Origin of the sequence: uncultured Sulfitobacter sp. (genome assembly GCF_947499945.1) — a bacterium.
Taxonomy (GTDB): domain Bacteria; phylum Pseudomonadota; class Alphaproteobacteria; order Rhodobacterales; family Rhodobacteraceae; genus Sulfitobacter.
The window spans coordinates 1047299-1072760 of the sequence record NZ_CANMQD010000001.1 but is presented as its reverse complement, the minus strand read 5'-3'; the positions used below and the strand labels follow the sequence as shown (position 1 = coordinate 1072760).

The window sequence follows — 25462 nt, the reverse complement described above, 5'->3', positions numbered from 1 at the left end:
CCGCATGGTACAAGAGGCACGTCACGTTACATGTTTTTACGGCTAACTAGCGCAAGAATGTTACGCGGGTGTTTCAGTAAACTCGCTGGATCAGCGGTTTGCACCGGGTATCCAGAGGACGTCATCCTTACCGCTATTATTTGCGACACGTGCCGCGACAAAGAACCAGTCACTGAGACGGTTGAGGTATCGCACAGCGGCTTCGTTCACGGGTTCTTGGGTCGCCAGTTCGGTCGCCAAACGCTCTGCGCGGCGCGCGACTGTGCGGCAGACGTGCAGGTTGGCAGCCAGAGGAGTACCACCGGGCAGGATAAAGCTGCGCAGGGGTTCCAGATTAGCATTCATCACGTCGATCTCGGCCTCGAGGCGGTCCACTTGGGCGGGGGCCATACGCAGGGGCGGGTATTCAGCGGTTGCGTCTTTTTCCATGTCGGGGCGGCAGAGATCAGCGCCCAGATCAAACAGGTCGTTTTGGATGCGCGAGAGTGCTTCGTCCGTCTCGCCGGTGGCCGTAAGGCGCGCGACACCGACAAAGCAGTTAAGCTCGTCCGAGGTGCCATAGGCCTCAACGCGCACATCATGTTTGGCAACGCGGGCGCCATTGCCCAAGGCTGTGTCGCCTTTGTCGCCCGTACGTGTGTAGATTTTGTTCAGAACGACCATGTGCTTATCCTTTGACGAAATAGACGTATATCACGATGAGGATGACAGCGATGAACTGTAGCCCGATGCGCCAGCGCATCAGCTTGTTCGAGTTCGCTTTGTTAAAAGCGCCGCCACTGGCAAAACCACCCAAACCCATGACCAAGACAACAACCACAGCAAGCACGGCAATAACAATAAGAATGAAAAACGGATCGGCCACAGGTAGTCTCCCTTCGTGTGTTGCTAGGCGATGTAGCGGCCAGATGCGCCGCTGCAACCCCTTTTAACGGCTAAGGACGCGATCCAGCATGCGCGTGGACAGGATACGGCGCATGAAACCGCCCAAATGTGCAGGTTTTGTCACATAATATCGTGCGCGGGGCCGGGGGGATTCCAGCGCATGGATCAGCTTTTTTACTACGGCTTCAGGTGGCAGCTCGTATTTGTCAGGGCCGCTCTCGCCATATAGGCGTTGTGCAAGCACCGTTTCATATTCATCGGCGCGGGCTGAGTTTTCCCAATCCACCCAACGCTCGAAATGCGGAATGGAATTGGCGCGGATTTTGGATGTGATGGGGCCTGGCTCGATCAGGATGGGATGTACATTTGTTCCCTGCATCTCAAGGCGCAGGGTATCTGTCAGCCCTTCGAGCGCGAATTTGGTGGCGGTATAGGCACCGCGCCATGGCATCGCCACATGTCCAAGGATGGAAGAGCATTGCACGATGCGGCCATGCCCTTGGGCACGCATGATCGGAATGATGGCAGTGGTCAGCGTGTGCCAGCCAAAAAAGTTAGCCTCGAATATCTCGCGCAACGCCTCCGTGGGGATATCCTCAACCGCGCCGGGCGTCGCATGTGCACCATTGTTGAACACCGCATCCAGCGTGCCGCCGGTATCCTCAAGGACATCTGCGAGGGCCGTAATGATGCTGTCGGGATCGGTGTAGTCAATACGTGGGCTATCAAAACCCTCTTCCCGCATGCGTCCGCAATCAAGCTCCTGCCGGCAGGCGGCATAAACGTGCCAACCCCGTTCACGCATTCCATATGCCGCAGCGTACCCGATGCCCGAAGAGCAGCCAGTGATCAAAATGGAACGTTGTTGGGTCATAAAAAAAGGCCTCATCGGTGAATGAGGCCTCAAATGCGCTGTTTTGGTGGAATAGGCAATCGCCCTTGAGACTATCAGCCCGAAGTGAGCAAGAAATCGGCCATCCAGCCTGCTTCGCCGCCATCAATGGGGCGCATCTTGACCCAGCCGTCTCCGTTGTCTTCAAGGATGACCACCTCAGCACCGCGCGTGAGCTTGCTTACGACGCCGTAGTTTGTGGATGGACCGCCGCGTACGTTGACGCGGTTGCCGGACACTTTGCGCACGTCGCCGTCCAAGCTGTTGCCATTATCGCTTGTGGTGGCGATCAGGCTTGGCAGGATGATCTGAGGTGTTTCGGAGCTATCGATGATCCGAGCAGTCGGTACAACAATTTCTGTTGTTGCCGCTTCCTGAGCGTCCGTAACGTTAGTTAGATTCAGTGCCACACGTGTCACGTCAGGTGTGCTGTCAATTTTACTGATGGATGCTGTGTTCGAAGCCACTGGCGCTGCCGGCTTCTTGGTCACAACTTCCGCAACTTGCTCGGCCTCTTGCGTCTCTACATCGGCGTCCGCCATTCGTGCGCTGGCTGGTTCAAAATCGGACCCACCGCTCATTTCATAGAAAGCAAAGCCGAGAAAGCCAAAGGTCAAAAGGATGAATGTTTTCATGTCGCGGCTCCAACTTTATCTTGAGAACCGAACGTGCGGCTTCCCCCAAAAGTTCCCTAACAGTATTTACGATTCTATTTTAGGGGAAAAATTAAGAAAATTAACACGGCAACAAAAGTTGTGTCGAAACGATACGGAGTTGATGAAACGTAAACCAGACGCTTGTCGGCTGTTCGCAGCATCGCTACACAACGCGCATGTCAGATATAAAACCACCAGCGCCACCTCGTCATGAGGAAACGTCCGAACCTTTGCGCCGTGCCTTAGGGGATCGCTACCTTACCTATGCGTTGAGCACGATCATGCACCGCGCCCTGCCGGATGCGCGTGACGGTCTGAAGCCTGTGCACCGCCGTATTCTGTATGCGATGAGCCGGCTCAAGCTGAATTCAACGGGTGGGTTTTTAAAATCGGCCAAGATCAGTGGCGACACGATGGGGGATTTCCACCCGCACGGTGATGCCGCGATCTATGATGCGATGGCGCGTCTGGCGCAGGATTTCAACGTCCGCTATCCACTGGTCGACGGGCAGGGGAACTTTGGCAACATCGACGGCGATAACCCCGCCGCAAGTCGATATACCGAAGCGCGCATGACGGCTGTGGCCGAAGCGATGCTTGAGGGCCTCAATGAGAATGTTGTGGATTTCCGCGACAACTATGATGGCCGCCTGACCGAGCCATCGGTGCTGCCTGCGCAATTCCCGAACTTGCTCGCCAATGGCTCCTCAGGGATCGCCGTGGGCATGGCTACCAACATTCCCCCGCATAATATCTCTGAGCTGTGTGATGCCTGTATCCACCTAATCAAAACGCCTGACGCACGGGATGATACGTTGCTCAACTTTGTGCCTGGTCCTGATTTTCCGACGGGCGGTGTAATCGTCGAGCCGCCCGAGAATATTGCGACTGCCTACCGCACGGGCAAAGGCGGCTTCCGCCTGCGCTGTCGCTGGGAAGTTGAGGATATGGGGCGCGGTCAGTGGCAGATAGTCGTCACTGAAATTCCCTATCAGGTGCAAAAGTCCAAGCTGATCGAGAAGATCGCAGAGGCGATCCAGCTCAAGAAAATACCAATCCTTGCGGACATCCGCGACGAGAGTGCCGAAGACGTGCGTATGGTTCTGGAGCCGCGTTCCAAAAACGTGGATCCCGAAGTGCTGATGGGGATGATGTACCGTCATTCCGATCTTGAGGTGCGCTTTTCGCTCAACATGAACGTTTTGATCGACGGCGTGACGCCGAAGGTCTGTTCGATGAAGGAAGTGCTGCGCGCCTTCCTTGACCATCGCCGCGAAGTGCTGGAGCGCCGCTCGCGTCACCGTATGGAGAAGATCGACCACCGTCTGGAGGTTTTGGAAGGCTTTATCGTTGCTTTCCTCAACCTTGACCGTGTGATCGATATTATCCGCTATGATGATGAGCCTAAGGCTGCGCTTATGCGCGAGGACTGGAGCAAGGATCACGTCCGCGCGATGGATGAGAAGGATTATGTCTCACCTGCCGCGGGAGAAGGTGAGCTGTCCGAAGTCCAGGCCGAGGCAATCCTGAACATGCGCCTGCGTAGCTTGCGCCGTCTGGAAGAGCTGGAGTTGCTGCGCGAGCAGTCCGAGTTGATGGAAGAGCGTGCAGGCCTAGAAGATTTGCTGGAGAACGAAAGCCTCCAGTGGAACAGTATCGCGGATCAGTTGCGCGAGACGAAAAAGCAGTTTGGCAAGATGTATGATGGCGGCGCGCGTCGCTCGACCTTTGCCGAAGCGGGCGAGATCGAGGATGTGCCGCTTGAGGCGATGATTGACCGCGAACCGATCACGGTGGTCTGCTCCCAGATGGGCTGGATCAGGGCCATGACAGGCCACATTGATTTGACCCGCGAATTGAAGTTTAAGGATGGCGATGCCTCGCGCTTCGTCTTCCATGCCGAGACGACTGACCGCTTGCTCGCCTTTGGCAGCAACGGGCGCTTCTATACAATCTCTGGTGCAAATCTGCCCGGTGGGCGCGGCATGGGTGAACCCCTGCGTCTGATCGTTGACCTGCCCAATGATGTGCAGATTGTGGACCTGTTCATCCACCGCCCAGATGGTAAATTGCTGGTGGCCTCATCTGCGGGGGATGGGTTCATCGTGCCAGAGGCGGATGTTGTCGCCCAGACCCGCTCGGGCAAGCAGGTGCTGAATGTGCGCGGTGAGACGCGTGCGCTGATCTGTAAACCTGTGAATGGGGATTGCGTCGCCACCGTGGGTGAGAATCGCAAAGTGCTGGTGTTCGATATTGAAGAACTGCCCGAGATGGGCCGCGGCAAGGGCGTGCGTCTGCAAAAATACAAAGACGGCGGGCTGTCGGATGCTACGACCTTCACCCGTGCTGACGGTCTAAGCTGGCTTGACCCTGCGGGCCGTACGCGCACTGAGATAGCGCTGGATGAATGGGCTGGCAAACGTGCAAGTGCGGGCCGCATGGCGCCGCGTGGATTCCCGCGTGATAACAAGTTTACCTGAGGCAACGCCGCCGCCCGTTCCTGAACAGGGGATGGACGTTTGGTTCGTGGGCAACCGCTCCGCGCTCTTTTGGCTTGCGCTCAAGTCTGGGTTCTGGACTGTCCTGACGCTTGGCTTTTACCGTTTCTGGATGAAAACACGGCTGCGGCGCTGGTACTGGTCGTCGATCAGACCCGGTGGTCATCCGCTGGAATATGTGGGCGACCCGCTGGAAAAGCTGCTCGGTTTTTTCATCGCTGTGGTGATCCTGACCTTCTACATCGGCATCGTGAACCTGCTGCTGATGTTTGTAAGTTTCTCGTTTTTTCAAAGCTCGTTCGTTGGCTATTTCGCCAGCTTTCTGGGAGTCATCCCCGTCTGGTTTTACGCGCAGTATCGCGCACGGCGTTATGTGTTGGGGCGCACGCGCTGGCGGGGTGTGCGCTTTGGGTTGGAAAAGGGTGCTTGGGGCTATGCATGGCGTGCGCTTGTGCACTGGGTAATCACGATTTGCACCTTGGGTGTCCTGTGGCCGCGCATGACGTTCTGGCTGGAGAAATATAAAACCGACCGAACTTACTTTGGTTCGGCCAAGCTTGTGCAGGGAGGGCGCTGGCAGATTTTGATCCCAGCTGCGATGCCCTTTGCGGCAGGTGTGCTTGCGCTGGGTGGGCTACTGGTCTGGATGATTTATCTCGCGCCGATGATGCCCGGTGCGGAAGAGCTGTTGGAAGATTTGATGGACACTGCGGGGGCTGCTTTGAGGCTCAACTACATCCCAAGCGGTTGGGTTGGCGTGTGGCGGTTATATTTATTTATTCCGATCTTCATGCTGCTGATCTACGGCGCGGTCCACTACCGCTTTGTAAGTAAACGCATATTGACAGACCACAAACACAGCGAAGGCGTGCAGATGAGGTCCAGACTGAACGGTCTGCGAATTTCTATGATCTACGTGTTAGGGACAACGATCGCCTACACCATTCTTCTGTTTGGCGTTCTCGCAATCCTCGGGCTCGCAATTGGCCTGCTTGGCCCTGAGGCCTTCTTTGAAGAGCAGATGGGCATGGCCGATCCGCTGGGGGACTTGCCGCGCTGGATGTCGCTTGTGATTATTGCAGTGCTGTATCTGTCGGTGTTCCTGTTCTGGAGCGTGCTGCACCACGCTTTTGTCACTTATCCGCTGATGCGCCATATGTCTGTCACGCTGAGCCTTGTGAACATCGCGGGGCTGGCACAGGTGAGCCAGCGCGCGCGTGATGAATTTGCTGAGGCCGAAGGTTTTGCCGAGGCATTGGATTTGGGAGCAGCTATATGACCATGCCCCCTGACATCCCTCAAACGACGCTTGGTGGGCGCCTCTATGACGGACGCTCCAGTGCCTATTTCGATGGTGATGCACCTGTTCCACGTGATGTGACGCTCTTGGTGGATACAAATACTCGTGTGCTGGAAATCGGGTTCCCCGCGCAGGAGATGGCGGGCGTGCGCTGGCCGCTCGACGAGATACGACAACTTGAGGACACGGCAGGACGCGAAGGAGTGATCCTGCGTTGGACGGGTGATCCGTTGGCGCGGTTGCATCTGCGTAATGTGAACGTGTTGCGTCATATGCATAGGTTGCAGGCAAGTGCGCCGCCAAAGGGGCGGGGACGGTTGGCGGCGTGGGCGTTTGCGGCTGTGGCGGCTGTTACGATTCAGATTGGTATTCTGGTGCCGCTGCTTGCCGACCGCTTGGCGACTTTTGTGCCGCCTGCGGGGGAACGTGCGCTGGGTGAGGCGACATTCGGGCAAATCAGGCAGGCACTTGCGGGAACTGGTCTGCCGCCTTTGCCCACTTGCGACAATGAAGACGGGCTTGCCGCGCTTGAGGCGATGCTGGTGGCAATCGGCGCTGAGCGGGACACGGACGACGCGGTTAAGGTCTTTGTGCTGGACCACGAGATGGTCAATGCCTTCGCTTTGCCCGGTGGGTATGTGGTGTTCTTTCGCGGGATGATTGATGCCGCCCTTAGCCCGAACGAGATTGCCGCTGTGCTGGCGCATGAAGTAGGTCATGTGGAAAATCGCGACCCCACGCGCCACGCGCTGCGCTCGGCGGGCTCCATCGGCATATTGGGTCTATTGTTTGGGGATTTTGCGGGCGGTGCCGCCGTCTTGTTCCTGACCGAACAGTTGATCAGCGCCAGTTACAGCCAAGGGGCCGAAACAGGTGCGGATGAATTTGCCTACGTCGCACTCGAAGAGGCGGGTGTGTCACCAGCGGCGCTAGGCGATATGTTCGAGCGTTTGCGTGACAAATATGGCGATGCCGAAGGCGTGTTTGCGCATTTCGTAAGCCACCCCACCTTGAGCAGCCGCATTGTCCGTTCGCGGGAGGCGGCGCGTGAAGATGCCGCGTATGATGACATTAATACAGATGGTGAGTGGAGCGCGCTGCAGGCTGTCTGTGACTAAGTTAACAATCCTAAATCGGCTCTGCTGTCATCCAGACACCGCCTTCTGGCCTTAGGGTTATCAACATTTTTGGATCAGGTGTGCGACCTTTGACGGCACTGAACCGAAAGCGTGATAACAGCGTGGCGAGAATAATCACGGCCTCTTGGAGCGCGAAAGACGCGCCAATGCAGACGCGCGGACCGTCGCCAAAGGGAAGGTAGGCATAGCGATCAATTGCCTTGCGATCTTTGAACCTCTCGGGGCGGAATGAGTCGGGTTCATCCCAAAGATTACGGTGCCGCCCCAGCGCATAAACAGGGATCATGACCGTATCACCTTTGTTGATCTTGGTCCCGCAGAGGGTATCGTCGGCGCGTGCAGTACGCGAAAGCAACCCACCAGCGGGATAGAGGCGCAGTGTCTCGTCAATAATCTGGCGGATGTAGGGGAGAGATGCCAGATCGCCAGCACCCGCCACGCGTCCGCTGAGGGTGGCCTGTGCCTCGGCGCGGGCGTGGTCCTGTGCGCCGGTGTCATGGCCCATCAGATAAAGCGCCCAAGCCAGCGTCTGAGCCGTCGTCTCGTGGCCCGCGACGATGAAGGTAAGCAGATTATCGCGCAGCTCGGAGGTGGTCATGGTGCGGCCCGATTTCGGATCTTCGGCGGAGAGCAACAGATCGAGCAGGTCTGGAACGTCGCACGACCCGCGCGCCTGTCTTCGCTCAATCGCGCCATCAGCGGTGGTTTTGGTGGCCTCCAGTTGTTTCATCGCTTCGTGGCGACCGGGCCGTGGCACCCATGATGGTGCACCCATCAGGTCAAGCATGCTGATACGCCCCGCCTGAGTGATATAGCCATCAATCGCATCATGCACGGCGGCGCGGTCCATCATGTCATCGCCGGAAAAAGTCACATCGGCGATGACATCAAATGTGGCACTTACCATTTCTTCGGCCAGATCAATCGCTCTTGGCCCTGCGGCGGCGATGCGCATGCAAGCTTGCTCCGCAGCGCGGCTCATCACGGGCCCCAGCGCCGTTACAGAACGGTGGGCGAATGCTGGAGCGGTGGCGCGGCGTTGCCACCGCCAATGGGCACCCTCAGCGATAAACAGAGAATCGCCAATCGCAGGGCTAAGGAGTGTTTTGGTCACATCCGACTTGGGGTAATCGTCAACAGCATCCAGCAAGACACGCTTAATCGCGACAGGTTCCATGATCATGTGCCAGCGCATCAAGGTGCGACCAGAGAAGATAGGCTGCTCTAATGCTTGGGCCGGAATTGAGAGCAGGATATTGTCGCGCATATTTGCGATGGATGTGAAAAATCCGGGATCAAAGTCGATTAACGGGACTCGGACAGGTAGCTCGGGTGCAGGCATCGTGGCAGCCTCCTTATTGCTCTTTGACAAGTAAGTCTGCTGTGCGACTTTGCCAACTTGAATGCAAATTACGAGGCCGCATTGCGCCACCCACAGCGTTGCGGTATCGCTGTGCGCAAATGGGGAGGACCGTCAGATGGACAGCACTAAAATGATGCGCAGTGTAGGTATGTTGATACTGGTAGGCTTTTTGGCTGCTTGTAACGGTGCATCGGATCTGGGGAAGAGTGCCGTTCCGCTGGGTGATTTTAACCTCAAACACAATATTGTTGTGGCTCCAAAGGTGCAGAAGGTTCCTTTGTGCCGTGCATTGGAGACTGAAGTGATGACAACGATGCTTCAGGAAGCTGTGGCAGAAAGGTTCGGCCGATATGATGGCGACCGTTTGTATCACTTTGGCATCTCGATTGAAGGGTATTGCCTTGCACCTCCGGGTATTCCGGTCGTTGCCGCGCCGAAATCGGCGATGGTGATCCGCATCACCGTTTGGGACGATGCCAAGAACAAAAAGCTGACACCGAAGGCCCACCAAATCACAGTTCTGGAATCATTGGACCAAGGGCCGCTTGTCGGGTCAGGCTATACCAAAACCGCTGAACAGCAGTTCAAGAACCTTAGCCAGAATGCTGTGAAGCAGATCGAGAATTTTCTTGTGCGAGAAAATCGCGCGAAGGGCTGGTTCAACGGGTCAGGAACAACAACCAAGCCCGAAACACCCGTCTCTGTGGATGATGCCGTTGCTGATGATGCAGTAGCTGTGACTGCTGCTGTCACGGCTACGGCTGCCAGCGGCGGGCGGTAACAAATTGCTGGGCGTGAAACTGCGATAGCCTTGCAAGACCTGCTTGATTTTATCTGCTAGACCAAATATGCCGCGCGCCATATGCAATACGGGCCCGTTCTGGGTCCTTGAACTTTTGGAAAGGCGCCCACCATGGCAAAGGAAAAGTTTGAACGTAACAAACCGCACGTCAACATCGGCACAATCGGCCACGTTGACCACGGTAAGACGACACTGACAGCTGCGATCACCAAGTATTTTGGTGACTTCAAAGCCTATGACCAGATTGACGGCGCGCCTGAGGAAAAAGCACGCGGTATCACAATCTCCACAGCGCACGTTGAGTACGAAACCGAAGCACGCCACTACGCGCACGTCGATTGCCCGGGCCACGCTGACTATGTGAAGAACATGATCACCGGTGCGGCACAGATGGACGGCGCGATCCTGGTTGTGAACGCAGCAGACGGCCCAATGCCACAGACGCGTGAGCACATCCTGCTCGGCCGTCAGGTTGGCATCCCGTACATGGTTGTTTACATGAACAAAGTTGACCAGGTCGACGACGAAGAGCTGCTCGAGCTGGTTGAGATGGAAATCCGTGAGTTGCTTTCCAAGTACGAGTACCCTGGCGATGATATCCCGATCATCCCTGGTTCCGCTCTGCACGCGATGAACGGGACACAGCCCGAAATCGGCGAAGAGTCCATCAAGAAGCTGATGGCAGCCGTGGACGAGTATATCCCGACACCAGCACGCGCTGTAGATCAGCCGTTCCTGATGCCTGTGGAAGACGTATTCTCGATCTCTGGTCGTGGTACTGTTGTAACGGGCCGTGTTGAGCGTGGCGTGATCAACGTTGGCGACAGCATTGAAATCGTTGGTCTGCGCGACACCAAAACAACGACCTGCACAGGCGTTGAAATGTTCCGCAAGCTGCTGGACCGTGGTGAGGCAGGCGACAACATCGGCGCATTGCTGCGCGGTATCGACCGTGAAGGTGTTGAGCGCGGTCAGGTGCTTTGCGCACCTAAGTCCGTCCTGCCACACACCAAGTTCGAAGCCGAAGCGTACATCCTCACCAAAGAGGAAGGTGGCCGTCACACGCCATTTTTCGCGAACTACCGTCCACAGTTCTACTTCCGTACAACGGATGTGACCGGCACTGTTAACCTGCCCGAGGGTACGGAAATGGTAATGCCAGGTGACAACCTGAAGTTCGACGTAGAGCTGATCGCCCCAATCGCGATGGAGCAGGGTCTGCGCTTCGCGATCCGCGAAGGCGGCCGCACCGTTGGCGCGGGCGTTGTATCGAAAATCACAGACTAAGCCTATCGGCCGCAAGGCTAATACGCGAACCTGTTAATGCAAAGGCCTCTCCGAAAGGAGGGGCCTTTGTCATTCCAAAGCTTTCCAGTAAATCCTCTGGTCGGCGGCCTTGACGCGCTTAGGGTGGGATTTGATTCTTGCATTCCGCCGGTGCCAAGCGGAAATACGCCACTTTTTCTTACAATCCGCCGCATCGCGGCAATTTGATCAATTCTTGAAAAAGCTACTGCAAATTCAACAGCAGACCCATCTGCTGCATTTGCAGCATGATCTCATTGTATACGACGGTCTACAGTTAACCTATTAATAATACTTGATTTTATCTCCAATGCGCGCCCTTGTTGTCGGCAACGAGGAGCCGAGAAATGGATCAAATCAATCTTTCTGCTTGGATAAGCCGAAGCGAGACTTCGACGGGTGGCGTGTCAGCCATAGCCGCACAAACCGTACATGCGGTTCTGGGAAATTGCGGCAGCCAAGAGCCGTGCGAGGGGGATTCACTGCCTGCGCTGTGGCACTGGTTCGGGTTTCCGCCAACTGTGCCCATGGATCATCTTGGTGCTGACGGTCATCCAAAGCTTGGCGGCTTTATGCCCCCCATCCACCTCAACCGCCGCATGTGGGCGGGCGGTGCGTTAGAGTTTATAGCGCCGCTACATATTGGTGAGCATTTAATCCGTGAGACCCGCATTGCAAACGTTATCGCGAAGTCAGGCGCGGCCGGTGAGATGGTTTTTGTCACGCTTGAGCACGACATTAGCGGCGAGAACGGTCTCGCTGTGCGGGAACAACAGGACATAGTATATTTGCAAATTCCCGATAGCTTCCGAGCGCCAAAGGCGATCCCCGCACCGCACGATGATCTGCGCGAAACCGTAAGCATCACGACGCCACTGTTGTTCCGCTATTCCGCGATTACCTTCAACGCGCACCGCATCCACTATGACCTGCCGTACACACAGCAAGTGGAGCATTATCCCGATCTGGTTGTGCATGGCCCGCTTCAGGCGAACCTGCTGATGGATTTGGCGACGCGCAACCGTGGTCGTGCGCCCAGCATGTTCTCCTTTCGTGGGGTGCATCCTGTTTTTGCCTCTGACGCGGTTGAGTTGTCGGCGACCAAAATATCAGACGCGGAATGGTTTCTCTGCACAATCGCTGGAGGCAGCCATCAGGGCATGCAGGCCAGCGCCATTTGGGAGATATGAGATGAGCAATATTCTACAAGGCATGCGTGTTGTTGAGGGATCAGCCTTTGTGGCCGTTCCGTTGGCGGGTATGACACTGGCCCAGATGGGCGCGGATGTGATCCGCTTTGATCGCATCGAAGGAGGCTTGGACGCAGGCCGTCTGCCGCTAGCCCCTTCTGGGCAAAGCCTGTTTTGGGCAGGGTTGAACAAGGGCAAACGATCAGTTGCTGTTGATATGAAGTCGGAAGAGGGGCGCGAGCTGGTGACACGAATTGTAACTGCGCCCGGCGATGATGCAGGTCTGTTTCTGACTAACCTGCGCGTGCGCGGCTGGATGGATTACGATACGCTGCGTCAGCACCGCGAGGATCTCATCACTGTGACCTTGATGGGGGACCGCCATGGCCGCCCGCAAGTTGACTACACTGTTAACCCTGCTTTGGGCGTGCCTGATATCACTGGTCCCGAAGGTCATGACGGACCTGTTGCTAATGCAGTGCCAGCATGGGATTTGCTGGCGGGGAACCTCTGCGTCAGTGCCTTGCTTGCGGCGGAGCGTTACCGCCTGCGCCGCGGGAAAGGCCAAGAGGTTGAGTTGTCGCTCAAAGACGTTGCTGCTGCTGCGATGGGCCACCTTGGCCTGATCGGTGATGCTGTGATGAATGAGGAAGCGCGGGCAAAGTCGGGCAACGCGCTTTATGGTGCATATGGTCAGGATTTTATCTGTGCCGACGGGGCGCGGGTCATGGTGATTGGTTTGACGGGTCGGCAGTGGTCGGGCCTTGTAAAAGCAACCGACAGCGCTGATGCGCTCGCAGTGCTTGAGGTCCGCACGGGGCTGTGTTTGCGGGACGAAGGCAACCGCTGGACCTTGCGCCACCAGATCACAGCGATTCTTGAGCCATGGTTTGCGGCGCGCGCTGTCTCCGAGATTGGCCCGATGTTTGACGCGATGAAGCTGACATGGTCGACCTTTCGCACCATCAAAGAAGCCGTGGCACAGGACCGCGACCTTAGTACAGATAACCCGATGTTCGAAATACTGGACCAGCCCGGCTTGGGCAAGTTCCCAGTGCCGGGCGCACCGATGACCTTTTCAAGCGGCCCGCGAAAGCCGCCGCAAGTAGCACCGGTGTTGGGGCAACACACCGAGGAAGTCTTAGGCGATGTGGTTGGTATGACCGATGGCGAGATTGGAAAATTGTTCGACAAGGGTATTGTGCAAAGTCCCGCGTTTGCCCGCCCGAGGACTGCTGCATAATTAGAAAACAGCCTGTGCTGGCCGATTGGCAGCTTTGACATCAATTTCCAGAGTTACGCGCATGATCCCTCTTGATCCTGCGCGTAATCCAGACTACCCACATCGAAGGCATAGGGGTTTAGCTCAGTTGGTAGAGCATCGGTCTCCAAAACCGAGGGTCGTGGGTTCGAGTCCCTCAGCCCCTGCCAATTTTTTCAATACATTTTGGTGATGTGGCGGAATTGTTTCCAATTTCGGCCGATAGCCGTGACTGAATGCGCATTATTGCGTTAGCAGAAACTCTGACACTTTCCTGACATACCTACTCCATCCTAGAGCCACAAATCATTGGCATTTGACGGTGAACAATTCACTGCAAATGGTATGGACAGATGACTTTGGACCCCAAATCTTCACCCGCAAATACCCTCGTTTCCGAGGCGGAACTCGATGAAACTTCTCTCAGCGCGATCCGATCGATTTTGACGGAAGAAGCAGAGCCGGTACCGCGCAGCATTTTGGGACGCGTAAAGCGGCAGCAAGACGATATTGAACCTAAGGTCGCAGCCAAGCGCCGCAAAGCAGATGCATTTGTGCCCTTGGAGGATGCGCAAGAGGATGGTGGTTCCCACGGCGCTGCGCAGAAAAAAGTAAAACGTGTATTCTCCCTGCGTCGAAAGAGACGTGACGCACCAAAGAATAGGGATGTGCCTTTCCCTTCACATGCTGGGAAACCGCAACGGGCAGGACAGGGCGAGGGGCTAATGTACCATGTGCGTGCGTACCGTCCGACGCCGGCGCATATAGCATTCGCGCTGATTGCCCTGTTGGTGCTGATGCGCCCTTGGCTTGTCTTTGGTCTGCTATTCATCTTCGTTTTGGTATTGGTCGGTGTATTTCTGATCGCTGGATATGACGGATTCTGGCAAGGTATTATCAAGGCAAGCCGTTGGTATGCCAAACGCCGACCCTCCCGCGCGGCCATCCTGCATGATCGAATGGACCGTTTCGCCGTGCGCTGGGACGCTGTTCTTGACCGCTTTCCTGAGGGGACAGTCGATGGATTATATCTGCCTGATTTTGCCGAACTTGCGACTGCAGATGCGCGGCACGAAGAAGCGCTTGAACGTCGCTTGGCTGGGTTGCAGGGGAAAGGTGCCTGAATGCGCCCAAATTGCAGCCTTGAAACACCGACCCGCAGCCGTTAGATGCGTCTTACGTGATAATTCAGGATGTATTCCATGGCCACCACCAACCCGCTTCAGTTCATTCAGCAAGTTCGCGCCGAAGTGGCAAAGGTCGTTTGGCCCACGCGTCGTGAGGTCATGCTCACCACTGTGATGGTGTTTATCCTTGCGGCTCTGACGGCGGTTTTCTTTGCACTTGTTGATATCGTTATCCGTGGCGGGCTTCAGTACGTGCTGAACATGTTTGGCTAAGACCGCCCCATACAGAATTGGCGACCCATAAGGTCGCAAATATCTCTTCCAACACTTGAATCCCCACTGCGTGTGGGCTAGTCCGCAGGTCTGTCCTGTGGCACGCGCGCATTGATTCGAGTTGCGCGCCCGAATATGTTGCAGGCGGAACGGGGTAAGCCCTGATAGGTTTTAGGAATTCGCAAGCGCAAGCCGCTTTGGACAAGGACGGAAAGATCAAATGGCAAAAAGATGGTATTCGGTCAGCGTCCTGTCGAACTTTGAGAAAAAGATCGCAGAGCAGATCCGTAACACTGCTGAAGAGCAGGAAATGTCCGACCAGATTGACGAAGTACTGGTCCCCACCGAAGAAGTGATCGAGGTCCGTCGCGGCAAGAAAGTCACGACCGAGCGTCGATTTATGCCCGGCTACGTGCTTGTACATATGGAAATGTCCGACCGCGGCTATCACTTGATCAACTCGATCAATCGCGTCACAGGTTTCTTGGGTCCACAGGGGCGTCCGATGCCAATGCGCGATGCGGAAGTGACTGCGATCCTTGGCCGTGTCCAAGAGGGTGAAGAAGCACCCCGCACTCTCATTCACTTTGAAATCGGTGAGCGCGTCAAAGTTGGTGATGGTCCGTTTGAAGATTTCGACGGCATGGTTGAAGAGGTCGATGAGGACAACCAGAAGCTCAAGGTTATGGTGTCGATCTTTGGTCGCGAAACTCCGGTCGAGCTGGACTTTACTCAGGTCAACAAGCAGATCTGATCGTATCGGAATTTTGCGAACGAAAGAATTTCGATGGCGTCTCCTTTTAGAAGGGGGCGCCATTTTTAATAGTATATAGGAAAAATGCATTTGCCGGCTCTTGGAGTGGCGCTGCCTATTGCGGACAAACTCCATCTTGACCAATGGGCAGCCACCTAGGCGAATGGGCATATTCAAACGAAATAGGGAGATTGGAAGTCAGCCACATTCTGAATATCGTAGGCGATACGTTTAAAGAGCGTGGCATGGGGCGAGGGGTGATGGACAACGCAGTAATTCATCGTCGGCAGCTTTGGTTCCGTTAGAATTTCAGCAATTCGCCCACGCCTAATCATCGGGATAAGGTAATCTCTGGGGGCAATGCACACGCCTCGGCCTGCGAGGGCAAGGCCGACCATTGCATGTAGGCTGTCCACACTAACACTGTTTCGGAGGTTCAACCCGTTGTTGGCAAACCAGTCGCGGATGCTTTTTGAATAGCCTGATGATTTGCCTTGGGTGATGAACTCGAAGGACTGGAGTTGCGACAACTCAACAATCTCGCCTTCGGGAACAAGGCCTGACCTGCCAACCAACGTAAGTTCAACGCCAGTGAGCCGCTCTACATTTGCGTTGGATTGAAACGGCATTTCGGGGACAACAATCAGGTCGAGGTCGCCGTCTTCGAGACTGCTATGTAAATTTCTGCTCATATCGATCGTGAGGTCGAACTGGATGGCTGGATCATTCTCAAATGAAATCTCCAGAAATCTCGGCAACCAAGTAAGACTGGATATTTCAGTTACGCCGAGACTCACCTTAGTTGAACGCGCCTTCATGCCCGAATTAAATGATGACAAGTTTGCGAAGCTGGCGACTGTTTCGCGGGACAAGGCGGCAAACTGTTCACCCTGATGGGTCAGGATCGCCTGCCTCTTTGAGCGATCGAAAACCAAAAAGCCCATAGAAGCCTCAAGTTCCTGTATCCTTTTGGTGACGGTTGACTGGCTCAAATTCAACCTGACTGCGGCACGATCGAATGTGCCGCAGTCAATTACCGCTAACATCGCGATAAGCTGGTTGTGGGTGATGCTCATATTATTCACTTTTTCGATGATTTATGATTATAATTTATCACTATAAATAAACAATTAAATGGGGCAAGGTTTGCCCATATTTCGAGGATTTGAATACGAGATGATTCAAGACAACTCCGCGCTTATCGCCTCCATTAGAGACCGTTTTGCCCATGTGGACAGCTGTCCGTTTCAGGGCCCGCGAATCTATTTTGAGAATGGCGGCGGCGCGTTGACGTTGAAATCTGTGATTGAGACGTCAGCCAAGTATGCGGCAGTTCCTGACAACCAAGGGCGGGACAATCCTGCAGCGGCCGCGTTGAGCCTGACGATTGGAAAGGCGAAGGCTGATCTGGCGTTGTTCATGAATGCAGGTTCGGGGCAGTTCATTGTTGGCGAGACGGGGACCGAGCTTCTTTTCCGTATGGTGCGTAACGCCTGTCTGAATGCGCCGAAGGGGGCAAAGATCATTGGCAGCTCGATTGAACACCCTTCCTCCAGAAGTGCGGCGCGGCATTGGGCGGAAGTCGCGGGAATGGGGTATGTAGATGTGCCCTTCGACGCAGCGCAAGGCTGTGTGACAGCAGCCGATTATGCGGCACAGATGACGCCTGATGTGGCAGTTGCGACGATCTTGCATGCCTCGCCCGTTACCGGAATTGGCATGGATATCGCTGCAATCTCACAGGCTATTCGCGCGGTGGCCCCTGAATGTTTGATTATCGTTGACGGTATCCAGCATGCCGCCCACGGGCATGTTGATTTAGATGCCTACGATGTAGATGGCTATGCCATCTCGCCCTACAAAGTCTTTTCGCGCCACGGGTATGGTGTGGCGTGGCTGTCTGACAGGCTGACTGCGCTGCCCCATGAGGCGTTGAGCGGGGGGCCAGTCCATAACTGGGAACTTGGCACACGTGATACGGGCGCCTATGCCGCGATGTCCGATGTAGTGGCATATTTTGACTGGTTGGGCGGCGAGGTTTCTGACGAGACAGCGCCCCGCGCGCGGATTGAAGCGGCGGGCAGAGCGATCAAATCCTATGAAGCGGGGCTGACCGATGCGTTGATAAACGGGACAGGCAATCTTGCAGGTCTGCGCGACATTGAGAAGCTGACCATTCTGTCCGGCGCGGATAATCCGTCACGTGAGGGGACTGTCTCCTTTGCGGTCGAGGGGGTTGCGTCGCCCGACATTGTAGCTGCGTTGAACGCGCATGGTATCCGCACTCATACACGCACCGCAGACCACTATAGTGGCAATATTCTCGGACCTCTGGATTTACCAGATTGCGTTCGCATTTCGATGTGCCACTATAACACGCTGGATGAGGTAGCTCAGGCGTTGGATGTGATAAGGGAGATTGTCAGTCCACACCCGTAACAGCCTGTAAGGCCGGAACGTGAGAGGTCTGTGACACGACAAGATGCGCGATGCGCCCCTCAATGTGAGGGCATCGCGGGAGAATTGAAGGTACAAAGTACGTTCATACAAGTGGCATTGCGCGCGGAGACGTGGGCGAGGCTGAAACAACTGGGAGGATCGAATGATCAAATCTATCAAAACGGCCGCGGTAGGCGCGGTCTTGGCTTTGGGCTTGGCTGGTACGGCTGTGGCTCAGGACATCAAGTTTTTTACTATCGGTACAGGCGGCACGGCCTTCACCTATTATCCAATGGGCGGTGTGATCGCGAACGCGATTTCCAAACCACCCGGCTCGCGCGAATGCGACGAGGGCGGCTCTTGTGGTGTTGAAGGCCTGATCGCCTCGGCGGTTTCCTCACGCGGCTCGGTCGATAACGTGAACGCGATCATTTCCGGCCTGCGCAACTCCGGCTTTGCACAATCCGATGTGGCCTATTGGGCCTACACCGGCACTGGCACGATGGAAGGCAGCCCACCTGCAACAGACCTGCGCACGATTGCTGCGTTGTTTGAGGAGCACATCCACCTTGTTGCCCTCGCTGACAGCGGCATCAACTCCGTAGCTGACCTCAAAGGCAAGCGGGTTTCCCTTGACGAGCCGGGTTCGGGTACACGCGTAGACGCGCTGTTGATTATGGAAGCGAACGGCTTGTCCGAGAGCGACCTGACGCCAGAAGCTCTCAAAGGTAACGCCGCATCTGAGGCGCTGCGTAACGGCAAGATCGACGCCTTCTTTGTCGTCACAGGCTACCCGACGGGTGCGATTGTTGAACTGGCCTCTTCTGCCGATATCAAGTTGGTGCCAATCGACGGCGAAGGTGCAAAAGCACTGACCGACAAGTATGGCTTTTTCGCCCAGTCCGCGATCCCTGATGATGCCTATGAAGGTGTTGCAGGCGTAGACACAGTTGCTGTTGGCGCACAGTGGTTCACCAGCGCCAAGGAAGACGAAGAGCTGATCTATAACATCACAAAAGCACTGTGGAACGAGAACTCCCGCAAGCTGCTCGATGTGGGTCACGCCAAAGGCAAAGACGTCACACCAGAGACTGCACTCAACGGTATTGGTGTTCCTTTGCACGCAGGTGCAGAGCGTTTCTATAAAGAAGCAGGTTTGCTTGACTAATTCCGGTCTTTGATACGATGTCGGGCGCTGCATTTGCGCCCGACATTTCTATTTCTCCAACACATGGACGATCCTCATGGCCGCTAACAGCATACCCAAATTGACTCCTGAACAGCTGGCCGAGATCGAGCGGAAGTATGACCCCGAAACCGCGTTTCGCCCGACGGGTAAGACGTTGGGTTTTGCGATCTCAGGCTTCTTGGTCGCCATGTCCATCTATCATTTTTACGCCTCTGGCTTTGGCCTGATCCGCGAGCTTTTGCACCGCGGTATCCACCTGTCCTTTGTGCTGGGCCTTGTGTTTTTGCTGTTTGGCCTGCGCAAGACCGACCCCGTTCTGCCGCCGCGTGCATGGTACCGTTTTGACGGTGTGCCGCTGATCGACATGGCGCTTGCCCTGCTGGGTGTTGCCGCCGCGATGTATCTGCCGCTGCTGCCGCCCGAGATCGTCTCACAACGTGTGGGAAATCCTGCGGGGTCCGACATCTTTATGGGAACGGCGCTGCTGCTGCTGGTGCTGGAGGCCACGCGCCGCTCGGTTGGGCCGACGCTGCCCATCATTGGCCTGTGCTTCATCGCCTTCGCCTATTTTGGGCCCTACATGCCCGGCGCGCTCAAGCATGGCGGGTCAAGCTGGCTTGGCATTATCAACCACCTTTATATGACGAATCAAGGCATCTACGGCATCGCGCTGGGCGTTATGGCGCAATATGTGTTCCTGTTCGTGTTGTTCGGTGCGCTGGCGATGCGCGTGGGTTTGGGGCAGCTGTTCATTGATCTCTCGATGGTGATAGCGGGGCGCTATGCGGGCGGGCCTGCCAAGGTTTCGATTTTTTCCAGCGCGTTTATGGGGACGATATCCGGCTCGTCCATTGCTAATACGGTGACCACAGGTGCGCTGACGATTCCCACGATGAAGCGCGTGGGGTACCCTGCCAAATTCGCCGCGGCGGTTGAGGCGACAGCTTCAACGGGCGGTCAGATCACGCCGCCGATCTTGGGGGCGGCCGCCTTTATCATGGTCGAGTATCTGGAGATCCCGTTACGCGATGTGCTGGCGGCGGCTTTGTTCCCTGCCTTGCTGCACTACTTTGGTATTTTCATTATGGTGCACCTCGAGGCGAAGAAACTGGGGCTGCGCGGACTGACGAAAGAGGAGCTGCCCAAGCTGGGTGTCGTTCTCAAAGACCAATGGTTGAGCATCATTCCTCTGGTCATTCTGGTTTACCTGATCCTGTCGGGTAAGACTCCTGACTTTGCTGCTGTTTACGGGATCATCGCTTGTGTTGTTGTCGGCTTTCTGAATCCTAACCACCGCCTCACCATCAAAGGGCTGTGGGAGAGTCTCGCTGTCGGCGCACGAAACACCCTTGCGGTTGGCGCTGCTGCTGCAACTGTCGGCATTGTGGTTGGTGTTGTGACGCTGACAGGGGTCGGTTTCCGCCTTGGATATGTTGTGGTGCAAACGGCCACGGACATCGGTACGTTCCTCAGCACCCTCCCAGTTCTGAGCTTCTTCACGGTGACCCAATGGGCCTTGTTCGTCTCGCTCATCCTGATTGCGGTGTCGTGTATCATCATGGGCGCGGGTATCCCGACGACCGCCACCTACATCATCCTCGTCGCCGTTGCGGCACCTGCCTTGGCGCAGCTTCAAGTAGAGCCAATTGTCGCGCATTTCTTTGTGTTCTATTACGGTGTGCTGGCTGACATCACACCACCAGTGGCCCTTGCTGCCTACGCTGCCGCAGGCATCGCAGGATCAAACCCGTTCGAGACGGGGAATACGGCCTTCCGTTTGGGGATCGCAAAGGCGCTCGTGCCGTTTGTTTTTGTCTATTCGCCAGCGCTGCTTTTGGTTGCAAACGGCTTCACCTGGATGGCGTTTACCATCACTCTCGCTGGCGCAATGCTTGGGATCGCCAGCCTCGGCGTTGCCTTTTCAGGATACCTGCTCGCGACGCTTAAAACGTGGGAGCGGTGGTGGGTCGCTGTGGTATCTTTCTTATTCATCGCACCGGGGTTGCTCACGATGGCTATTGGTCTCGTGCTTATGGTGCCAATCTTGGTGCTTCAATTGAGACGGACGAAACAGACCGCGCATTGATACTACGGGCCCTTTGACTCGATACAGGACATTCCTGCAGTTCGGTGCAGTGGGCGAAGACGCCATATTTCCAGCGTTGCCCTAAGCATTGCTTGCATTGTCTGACCGACATGCGCTATGCGACCGGAGTTGCCCCAAGGGGCGACTCATTCACGTGGGAGGCGAGGGTGCCGCGGCATCCGGACCATTACCACGCAACACATATCCCGAGGGTCGCGTCCCGAGGGTGTTGAAAAAGGAGAAGGCCAATGGCCAAGAAACTCGTCGGCACGATGAAGTTGCAAGTTAAAGCGGGTCAAGCAAACCCGTCCCCGCCAGTCGGTCCAGCATTGGGTCAGCGCGGCATTAACATCATGGAATTCTGTAAAGCGTTCAACGCCAAGACAGCAGACCTCGAGCCGGGCGCACCATGCCCGACCGTCATCAGCTACTATCAGGACAAGTCCTTTACCATGGACATCAAGACGCCACCTGCGTCTTACTTCCTGAAGAAAGCTGCCAAAGTGAACTCCGGCGCGAAAACGCCGTCACGTGAAACTGTTGGTTCCATCACTCCAAAGCAACTGCGCGAGATCGCAGAAGCCAAGATGGTCGACCTCTCCGCGAACGACGTGGAAGCAGCAATGAAAATCATTTTGGGCTCCGCAAAGTCCATGGGCATCGAGGTTAAGTAATATGGCTAAGCTTGGAAAACGTATCCGCGCCGCACGCGAAGCATTCGCTGGCAAAGAGAACCTCACAATTGAAGAAGCTGTGGCGCTGATCAAAGGCAATTCGAACACAAAGTTTGACGAGACCGTTGAAATCGCCATGAACCTCGGCATCGATCCACGTCACGCTGACCAGATGGTTCGCGGCGTTGTGGGCCTGCCAAACGGTACAGGCAAAGACGTTCGCGTGGCGGTATTCGCACGCGGCCCGAAAGCCGATGAAGCAAAAGAAGCTGGTGCCGATATCGTTGGCGCCGAGGACCTGATGGAAATCGTTCAAGGCGGCAAGATCGACTTTGACCGTTGCATCGCCACACCTGACATGATGCCCGTCGTTGGTCGTCTTGGTAAAGTACTTGGTCCACGTAATCTGATGCCGAACCCAAAAGTCGGTACAGTGACAATGGACGTAGCCGCAGCTGTAAAAGCAGCCAAAGGCGGCGAAGTGCAGTTCAAAGCTGAAAAGGGCGGTGTCGTCCATGCAGGCGTTGGCAAAGCATCCTTTGACGAAGCCAAATTGGTTGAAAACATCCGCGCCTTCATCGGTGCCGTTGCAAAAGCCAAGCCAGCGGGCGCCAAAGGCTCCTACATGCAGAAGATCGCACTCAGCTCCTCCATGGGCCCGGGCGTGACTGTATCAGTAGATAAGGCTGTTTCCGAGTAAGATCGGAATGTTAGATTTGAGGAAGGGCGCTTCAATGGAGCGCCCTTTTTCGTTTTAGAACGTTCGCTTATGCGGAAAGTACGACATTTGATAAGTTGGGGTCTCAAGAAACCACCGTTAATGATATACTGGTGAGAAGGTATTTTTAGCGGTTGGTAGTCTGGAGATATAATATGAAGGCGAAATTTCTCATCCTTTCAGTGTTTTTGAGCGCAAGCAGCGTTTTGGCACAAAGCAGTTCAGAAATGCCTGCCGCCGACAGCTTTGATCTGGTGGGCCTATCGCCAGAGGATCAAACCCCATTGGGAAAGTTCACAACTGCTGCTGAGGTAGGTCCCATTCTTGAGATGACCAAAGCCAATTGGCTGGCAGTTCGGGAATATGACGGGCAGGATCTGGTGTATTTTTCCCATATCCTGAGCTGGCGGTGCGGGTTGATTGCAGCGAAGTTCTCGATAAACGGTGAGCCGCTTCAGGTTTTGCAGATGCCCGAGTGTCACATGAAGTTTCAACAGCCAAATGTGCTGATTGATGACGAGCCGCTGTTGGCTTTCCGGCGTTATGAGTTGGGAAGCGTGCAGTCAGTACGCATGGATATTCTGCTGGACGATCTTACGGTGAAATCGGTGACTATTGACCGTTCAGACATGCTGATTCCCTGAATGGGACCAAAAAGGCCGCAAGGGCACTTGTGCGACAATTGTGCGAAGCCAAGTTTCACCCTTGGCTTTCCTCTGCATTAGGACTAATTGAACACTTGCATCACAGCGCACGATTCGTCGTGCGCTTTTTGCGCTTCGTCCGAGATGGCGGGTGGACTGGGAATTCGGTCCATAATTCCTGCCTGAGATGGGGAATGACTGTGAGATTTCGTGAGCACGCTCTCGGATGATCTTGGGAAGGACCCGTAAGGACCCGACGTTGGGCAAACTGCCCAGCTAAATGAGCCTCGGTGGGTCACCCCTCCGAATAAATTGGAGAGAAACTGTGGATAGAGCACAAAAAGAACAGCTCGTCGATGAACTCGGCGAAATCTTTGAAAGCTCTGGCGTTGTAGTGGTAAGCCATTACGTCGGTCTGACAGTTGCTGAAATGCAGGATCTACGTGCGCGGGCAACCGCTGCGGGTGGGTCTGTGCGTGTTGCCAAAAACAGGCTCGCCAAGATCGCCCTTGAGGGCAAGCCATGTGCAAGCATTGCTAACCTTCTGACGGGTATGACCGTTCTGACCTATTCTGAGGATCCAGTAGCTGCGGCTAAGGTTGCTCAGGAATTTGCCAAAGAGAACCCCAAGTTGGTTATTCTCGGCGGCGCCATGGGTGAGAATGCGTTGGACGTCGCCGGTGTAGAAGCCGTGTCCAAAATGCCTTCGCGCGAGGAGCTTATCTCCACGATCGCGGGCATGCTGGGCGCACCTGCTTCCAACATCGCTGGCGCCATTGGCGCACCTGCAAGCAACATCGCATCTATCTTGTCAACAATCGAAGACAAGGCTGCGTAAGCGACAATATCGTCAAATCGGCGTGCTAGTTGAAACTACACGTTGGAACACACATATCGTTAACGGAAAGAGCTAAAACATGGCTGATCTGAAAAAACTGGCAGAAGACATCGTAGGTCTGACACTGCTTGAAGCACAAGAACTGAAAACAATCCTCAAAGACGAGTACGGCATCGAGCCTGCAGCCGGTGGCGCAGTCATGATGGCGGGCCCTGCAGACGGTGCAGCTGCTGCTGAGGAGAAGACTGAATTCGACGTCGTTCTGAAGAACGCCGGCGCATCCAAAATCAACGTGATCAAAGAAGTTCGCGGCATCACGGGCCTTGGCCTGAAAGAAGCCAAAGACCTCGTTGAGGCCGGTGGCAAAATCAAAGAAGGCGTCGACAAAGCCGAAGCCGAAGACGTCAAAGCCAAGCTGGAAGCAGCTGGCGCAGAAGTCGAACTGGCGTAAGCCTTTTGCCAATGACGGGATGAACTCCCGTTCTGTGGTGTATAGAAACGGCGGCCCTAAAACGGGTCGCCGTTTTTGTTTTGTAGTCGAGTGAAAACCGCTGTTAGTCATGTTTTGACACATTGAAACGCGTGTCTCTTTCTCGTAACAAAGGTGACATTGCGCATAGGAGTATTGGCATGGTTGTTTCGTTCCCTAAATTGGGGCTGCTGATTGCAGCAGGTCTCGTTTTGTCTGCATGCGGCGGTGGTGGTTCGGATGCGCCTGCGTCACCGGGGCTTTTGGGCTTTGTAGCCAAAGATACAGGCATAAATGGCCGTTATCACTCTGCCAGTTATAGTGCAGGGGAAGTCCGTACTACGGTGGGACGCGATGCCTGCAAAGGCGGACGTTTGGGTGCGTTTCAGGAGGCGCCCGGCTCTGAAGGCAGAACTACTTTCAATGCGACTTGTGCCGCAGGCAATCGTTTCGCCGAAGGAACTGCCGGATTTACCCGGAACAAAGTTACGGGAACGGCACGTGTTACAGCAACGGTCGGCGGTAAGTTGCTTCAGGGTCCGATTGACGAGATTGGGCCGATTGCGGACCGTTCGTAGGCAAGCGATTGTTGCGTACGTGCTCTGGTCGCGCGATTTTGCGGGACGTCAAAGACGTGGGTAATCGTAAACGAGGGATGCACGCGCTGTTGCGCCTCTACCCTGTGCAGAGCTGAACGGTAGCCGTCGAGTCTGTTGAGCGGGATCATCTATTCTGGCGAAGGCCGCTTTAAGTCCAAGTTTGCTTTCCCACGTGAAACCAGAACGGTTATGCTTTCAGCGACGGCAATTCTAGTTTTCTTGAGAGGGTTATCAATATGCTTCGAACGGTGATCATTGTTGTTTTGGCGTCGGCGCTTTGCTTTCCTCGTGATCTTGATGCGCGCGAAAACATGCCCCAATCATTGCCAGCTGCAATTGACGCCGCTGTCGGGGTTTGCAT

25 protein-coding genes and 1 tRNA gene are annotated in these 25462 nt (G+C 55.4%); 20 read left to right on the top strand and 6 right to left on the bottom strand.

Translation table 11 applies throughout. The features are described from left to right. Nucleotides 1-90: 90 nt before the first annotated feature. The 4 genes from Q0775_RS05285 to Q0775_RS05270 form a co-directional block, all read right to left on the bottom strand. Entirely contained in the window at nucleotides 91-663 is a 573-nt protein-coding gene (locus tag Q0775_RS05285) for a cob(I)yrinic acid a,c-diamide adenosyltransferase (RefSeq protein WP_298858310.1), read from the bottom strand. A gap of 4 nt (nucleotides 664-667) precedes the next feature. After that, a complete protein-coding gene (locus Q0775_RS05280; protein ID WP_298858309.1) occupies nucleotides 668-865 on the bottom strand; it encodes a twin transmembrane helix small protein in 198 nt (65 codons plus the stop codon). A 63-nt stretch (nucleotides 866-928) separates the two neighbouring features. Further along, nucleotides 929-1759 (bottom strand): SDR family NAD(P)-dependent oxidoreductase, encoded by an 831-nt coding sequence (locus tag Q0775_RS05275; protein WP_298858308.1) that lies wholly within the window; start codon nucleotides 1757-1759, stop codon nucleotides 929-931. Between the two features lie 74 nt (nucleotides 1760-1833). Next, nucleotides 1834-2412 (bottom strand): SH3 domain-containing protein, encoded by a 579-nt coding sequence (locus Q0775_RS05270; protein ID WP_298858307.1) that lies wholly within the window; start codon nucleotides 2410-2412, stop codon nucleotides 1834-1836. Between the two features lie 197 nt (nucleotides 2413-2609). On the opposite strand from Q0775_RS05270, the gene parC reads away from it, so the two are divergent. The 3 genes from parC to Q0775_RS05255 are packed head-to-tail and all read left to right on the top strand — an operon-like array spanning nucleotide 2610 to nucleotide 7349. Further along, complete coding sequence (gene parC, locus Q0775_RS05265; protein WP_298858306.1) at nucleotides 2610-4913, top strand: DNA topoisomerase IV subunit A; 2304 nt, start codon at nucleotides 2610-2612, stop codon at nucleotides 4911-4913. Then, nucleotides 4894-6210, top strand: coding sequence for a DUF898 family protein (locus Q0775_RS05260; protein WP_298858305.1), 1317 nt, complete (start codon nucleotides 4894-4896; stop codon nucleotides 6208-6210). Before parC ends, Q0775_RS05260 begins: the two co-directional genes overlap by 20 nt. Next, nucleotides 6207-7349, top strand: coding sequence for a M48 family metallopeptidase (locus Q0775_RS05255; protein ID WP_298858304.1), 1143 nt, complete (start codon nucleotides 6207-6209; stop codon nucleotides 7347-7349). Before Q0775_RS05260 ends, Q0775_RS05255 begins: the two co-directional genes overlap by 4 nt. A gap of 10 nt (nucleotides 7350-7359) precedes the next feature. Here the strand turns inward: Q0775_RS05255 and Q0775_RS05250 are convergent, their stop codons facing one another. After that, the gene (locus tag Q0775_RS05250) at nucleotides 7360-8712 is read right to left on the bottom strand and encodes a cytochrome P450 (RefSeq protein ID WP_298858303.1); all 1353 of its coding nucleotides are present in this window, start codon (nucleotides 8710-8712) and stop codon (nucleotides 7360-7362) included. 136 nt (nucleotides 8713-8848) lie between these two features. Between Q0775_RS05250 and Q0775_RS05245 the strand changes: the two genes are divergently transcribed. The 8 genes from Q0775_RS05245 (at nucleotide 8849) to nusG (ending at nucleotide 15445) form a co-directional block, all read left to right on the top strand. Continuing rightward, the gene (locus Q0775_RS05245; protein WP_298858302.1) at nucleotides 8849-9514 is read left to right on the top strand and encodes a hypothetical protein; all 666 of its coding nucleotides are present in this window, start codon (nucleotides 8849-8851) and stop codon (nucleotides 9512-9514) included. Nucleotides 9515-9646: 132 nt separating this feature from the next. After that, nucleotides 9647-10822, top strand: a complete 1176-nt coding sequence (tuf, locus tag Q0775_RS05240) for an elongation factor Tu (RefSeq protein ID WP_298858279.1) — start codon at nucleotides 9647-9649, stop codon at nucleotides 10820-10822. 365 nt (nucleotides 10823-11187) lie between these two features. After that, nucleotides 11188-12030 (top strand): MaoC family dehydratase N-terminal domain-containing protein, encoded by an 843-nt coding sequence (locus tag Q0775_RS05235; protein ID WP_298858301.1) that lies wholly within the window; start codon nucleotides 11188-11190, stop codon nucleotides 12028-12030. 1 nt (nucleotide 12031) lies between these two features. Further along, nucleotides 12032-13273: a CoA transferase gene (locus Q0775_RS05230; RefSeq protein ID WP_298858300.1), complete on the top strand. Its 1242-nt coding sequence runs from the start codon at nucleotides 12032-12034 to the stop codon at nucleotides 13271-13273. Nucleotides 13274-13385: 112 nt separating this feature from the next. Beyond that, a tRNA-Trp gene (locus Q0775_RS05225) sits at nucleotides 13386-13461 on the top strand. Nucleotides 13462-13644: 183 nt separating this feature from the next. Beyond that, the gene (locus tag Q0775_RS05220; protein WP_298858299.1) at nucleotides 13645-14415 is read left to right on the top strand and encodes a hypothetical protein; all 771 of its coding nucleotides are present in this window, start codon (nucleotides 13645-13647) and stop codon (nucleotides 14413-14415) included. A gap of 78 nt (nucleotides 14416-14493) precedes the next feature. Next, nucleotides 14494-14691 carry a preprotein translocase subunit SecE gene (secE, locus tag Q0775_RS05215; RefSeq protein ID WP_298858298.1) on the top strand — a complete coding sequence of 66 codons (198 nt, stop codon included), beginning with the start codon at nucleotides 14494-14496 and terminating at the stop codon, nucleotides 14689-14691. A gap of 220 nt (nucleotides 14692-14911) precedes the next feature. Beyond that, complete coding sequence (gene nusG / locus Q0775_RS05210) at nucleotides 14912-15445, top strand: transcription termination/antitermination protein NusG (protein WP_298858297.1); 534 nt, start codon at nucleotides 14912-14914, stop codon at nucleotides 15443-15445. Between the two features lie 173 nt (nucleotides 15446-15618). On the opposite strand, the gene Q0775_RS05205 is transcribed toward nusG, so the two are convergent. Continuing rightward, on the bottom strand, nucleotides 15619-16521 hold the full coding sequence (locus tag Q0775_RS05205) for a LysR family transcriptional regulator (protein WP_298858296.1): 903 nt from the start codon (nucleotides 16519-16521) through the stop codon (nucleotides 15619-15621). Between the two features lie 100 nt (nucleotides 16522-16621). Between Q0775_RS05205 and Q0775_RS05200 the strand changes: the two genes are divergently transcribed. The 9 genes from Q0775_RS05200 to Q0775_RS05160 all read left to right on the top strand — a co-directional run bounded on the left by Q0775_RS05200 (nucleotide 16622) and on the right by Q0775_RS05160 (nucleotide 25080). Then, nucleotides 16622-17884 (top strand): aminotransferase class V-fold PLP-dependent enzyme, encoded by a 1263-nt coding sequence (locus tag Q0775_RS05200; RefSeq protein ID WP_298859949.1) that lies wholly within the window; start codon nucleotides 16622-16624, stop codon nucleotides 17882-17884. 163 nt (nucleotides 17885-18047) lie between these two features. After that, nucleotides 18048-19052, top strand: a complete 1005-nt coding sequence (locus tag Q0775_RS05195; protein WP_298858295.1) for a TAXI family TRAP transporter solute-binding subunit — start codon at nucleotides 18048-18050, stop codon at nucleotides 19050-19052. A gap of 76 nt (nucleotides 19053-19128) precedes the next feature. Continuing rightward, complete coding sequence (locus tag Q0775_RS05190) at nucleotides 19129-21159, top strand: TRAP transporter permease (RefSeq protein WP_298858294.1); 2031 nt, start codon at nucleotides 19129-19131, stop codon at nucleotides 21157-21159. Nucleotides 21160-21407: 248 nt separating this feature from the next. After that, the gene (gene rplK / locus Q0775_RS05185) at nucleotides 21408-21833 is read left to right on the top strand and encodes a 50S ribosomal protein L11 (RefSeq protein WP_298858293.1); all 426 of its coding nucleotides are present in this window, start codon (nucleotides 21408-21410) and stop codon (nucleotides 21831-21833) included. A 1-nt stretch (nucleotide 21834) separates the two neighbouring features. Further along, nucleotides 21835-22533, top strand: coding sequence for a 50S ribosomal protein L1 (gene rplA / locus Q0775_RS05180; protein WP_298858292.1), 699 nt, complete (start codon nucleotides 21835-21837; stop codon nucleotides 22531-22533). A gap of 173 nt (nucleotides 22534-22706) precedes the next feature. Then, entirely contained in the window at nucleotides 22707-23195 is a 489-nt protein-coding gene (locus Q0775_RS05175) for a hypothetical protein (protein ID WP_298858291.1), read from the top strand. A gap of 325 nt (nucleotides 23196-23520) precedes the next feature. Then, nucleotides 23521-24033 carry a 50S ribosomal protein L10 gene (rplJ, locus tag Q0775_RS05170; protein ID WP_298858290.1) on the top strand — a complete coding sequence of 171 codons (513 nt, stop codon included), beginning with the start codon at nucleotides 23521-23523 and terminating at the stop codon, nucleotides 24031-24033. Between the two features lie 79 nt (nucleotides 24034-24112). Then, nucleotides 24113-24484 carry a 50S ribosomal protein L7/L12 gene (rplL, locus tag Q0775_RS05165; RefSeq protein ID WP_298858289.1) on the top strand — a complete coding sequence of 124 codons (372 nt, stop codon included), beginning with the start codon at nucleotides 24113-24115 and terminating at the stop codon, nucleotides 24482-24484. 179 nt (nucleotides 24485-24663) lie between these two features. Continuing rightward, entirely contained in the window at nucleotides 24664-25080 is a 417-nt protein-coding gene (locus Q0775_RS05160) for a hypothetical protein (protein WP_298858288.1), read from the top strand. The last annotated feature ends 382 nt before the right edge of the window (nucleotides 25081-25462 follow it).

Bases quoted from the DNA above. Each gene is read 5' to 3' on its own strand.
- Q0775_RS05175 (WP_298858291.1), top strand. From the start codon at position 22,707: ATGAAGGCGAAATTTCTCATCCTTTCAGTGTTTTTGAGCGCAAGCAGC.
- Q0775_RS05200 (WP_298859949.1), top strand. From the start codon at position 16,622: ATGATTCAAGACAACTCCGCGCTTATCGCCTCCATTAGAGACCGTTTT.
- Q0775_RS05270 (WP_298858307.1), bottom strand. From the start codon at position 2,412: ATGAAAACATTCATCCTTTTGACCTTTGGCTTTCTCGGCTTTGCTTTC.
- rplA (WP_298858292.1), top strand. From the start codon at position 21,835: ATGGCTAAGCTTGGAAAACGTATCCGCGCCGCACGCGAAGCATTCGCT.
- secE (WP_298858298.1), top strand. From the start codon at position 14,494: ATGGCCACCACCAACCCGCTTCAGTTCATTCAGCAAGTTCGCGCCGAA.
- Q0775_RS05245 (WP_298858302.1), top strand. From the start codon at position 8,849: ATGGACAGCACTAAAATGATGCGCAGTGTAGGTATGTTGATACTGGTA.
- Q0775_RS05195 (WP_298858295.1), top strand. From the start codon at position 18,048: ATGATCAAATCTATCAAAACGGCCGCGGTAGGCGCGGTCTTGGCTTTG.
- Q0775_RS05275 (WP_298858308.1), bottom strand. From the start codon at position 1,759: ATGACCCAACAACGTTCCATTTTGATCACTGGCTGCTCTTCGGGCATC.
- rplK (WP_298858293.1), top strand. From the start codon at position 21,408: ATGGCCAAGAAACTCGTCGGCACGATGAAGTTGCAAGTTAAAGCGGGT.
- Q0775_RS05255 (WP_298858304.1), top strand. From the start codon at position 6,207: ATGACCATGCCCCCTGACATCCCTCAAACGACGCTTGGTGGGCGCCTC.
- Q0775_RS05230 (WP_298858300.1), top strand. From the start codon at position 12,032: ATGAGCAATATTCTACAAGGCATGCGTGTTGTTGAGGGATCAGCCTTT.
- Q0775_RS05205 (WP_298858296.1), bottom strand. From the start codon at position 16,521: ATGAGCATCACCCACAACCAGCTTATCGCGATGTTAGCGGTAATTGAC.
- Q0775_RS05160 (WP_298858288.1), top strand. From the start codon at position 24,664: ATGGTTGTTTCGTTCCCTAAATTGGGGCTGCTGATTGCAGCAGGTCTC.
- Q0775_RS05190 (WP_298858294.1), top strand. From the start codon at position 19,129: ATGGCCGCTAACAGCATACCCAAATTGACTCCTGAACAGCTGGCCGAG.
- Q0775_RS05235 (WP_298858301.1), top strand. From the start codon at position 11,188: ATGGATCAAATCAATCTTTCTGCTTGGATAAGCCGAAGCGAGACTTCG.
- nusG (WP_298858297.1), top strand. From the start codon at position 14,912: ATGGCAAAAAGATGGTATTCGGTCAGCGTCCTGTCGAACTTTGAGAAA.
- Q0775_RS05285 (WP_298858310.1), bottom strand. From the start codon at position 663: ATGGTCGTTCTGAACAAAATCTACACACGTACGGGCGACAAAGGCGAC.
- parC (WP_298858306.1), top strand. From the start codon at position 2,610: ATGTCAGATATAAAACCACCAGCGCCACCTCGTCATGAGGAAACGTCC.
- tuf (WP_298858279.1), top strand. From the start codon at position 9,647: ATGGCAAAGGAAAAGTTTGAACGTAACAAACCGCACGTCAACATCGGC.
- rplL (WP_298858289.1), top strand. From the start codon at position 24,113: ATGGCTGATCTGAAAAAACTGGCAGAAGACATCGTAGGTCTGACACTG.
- Q0775_RS05220 (WP_298858299.1), top strand. From the start codon at position 13,645: ATGACTTTGGACCCCAAATCTTCACCCGCAAATACCCTCGTTTCCGAG.
- Q0775_RS05250 (WP_298858303.1), bottom strand. From the start codon at position 8,712: ATGCCTGCACCCGAGCTACCTGTCCGAGTCCCGTTAATCGACTTTGAT.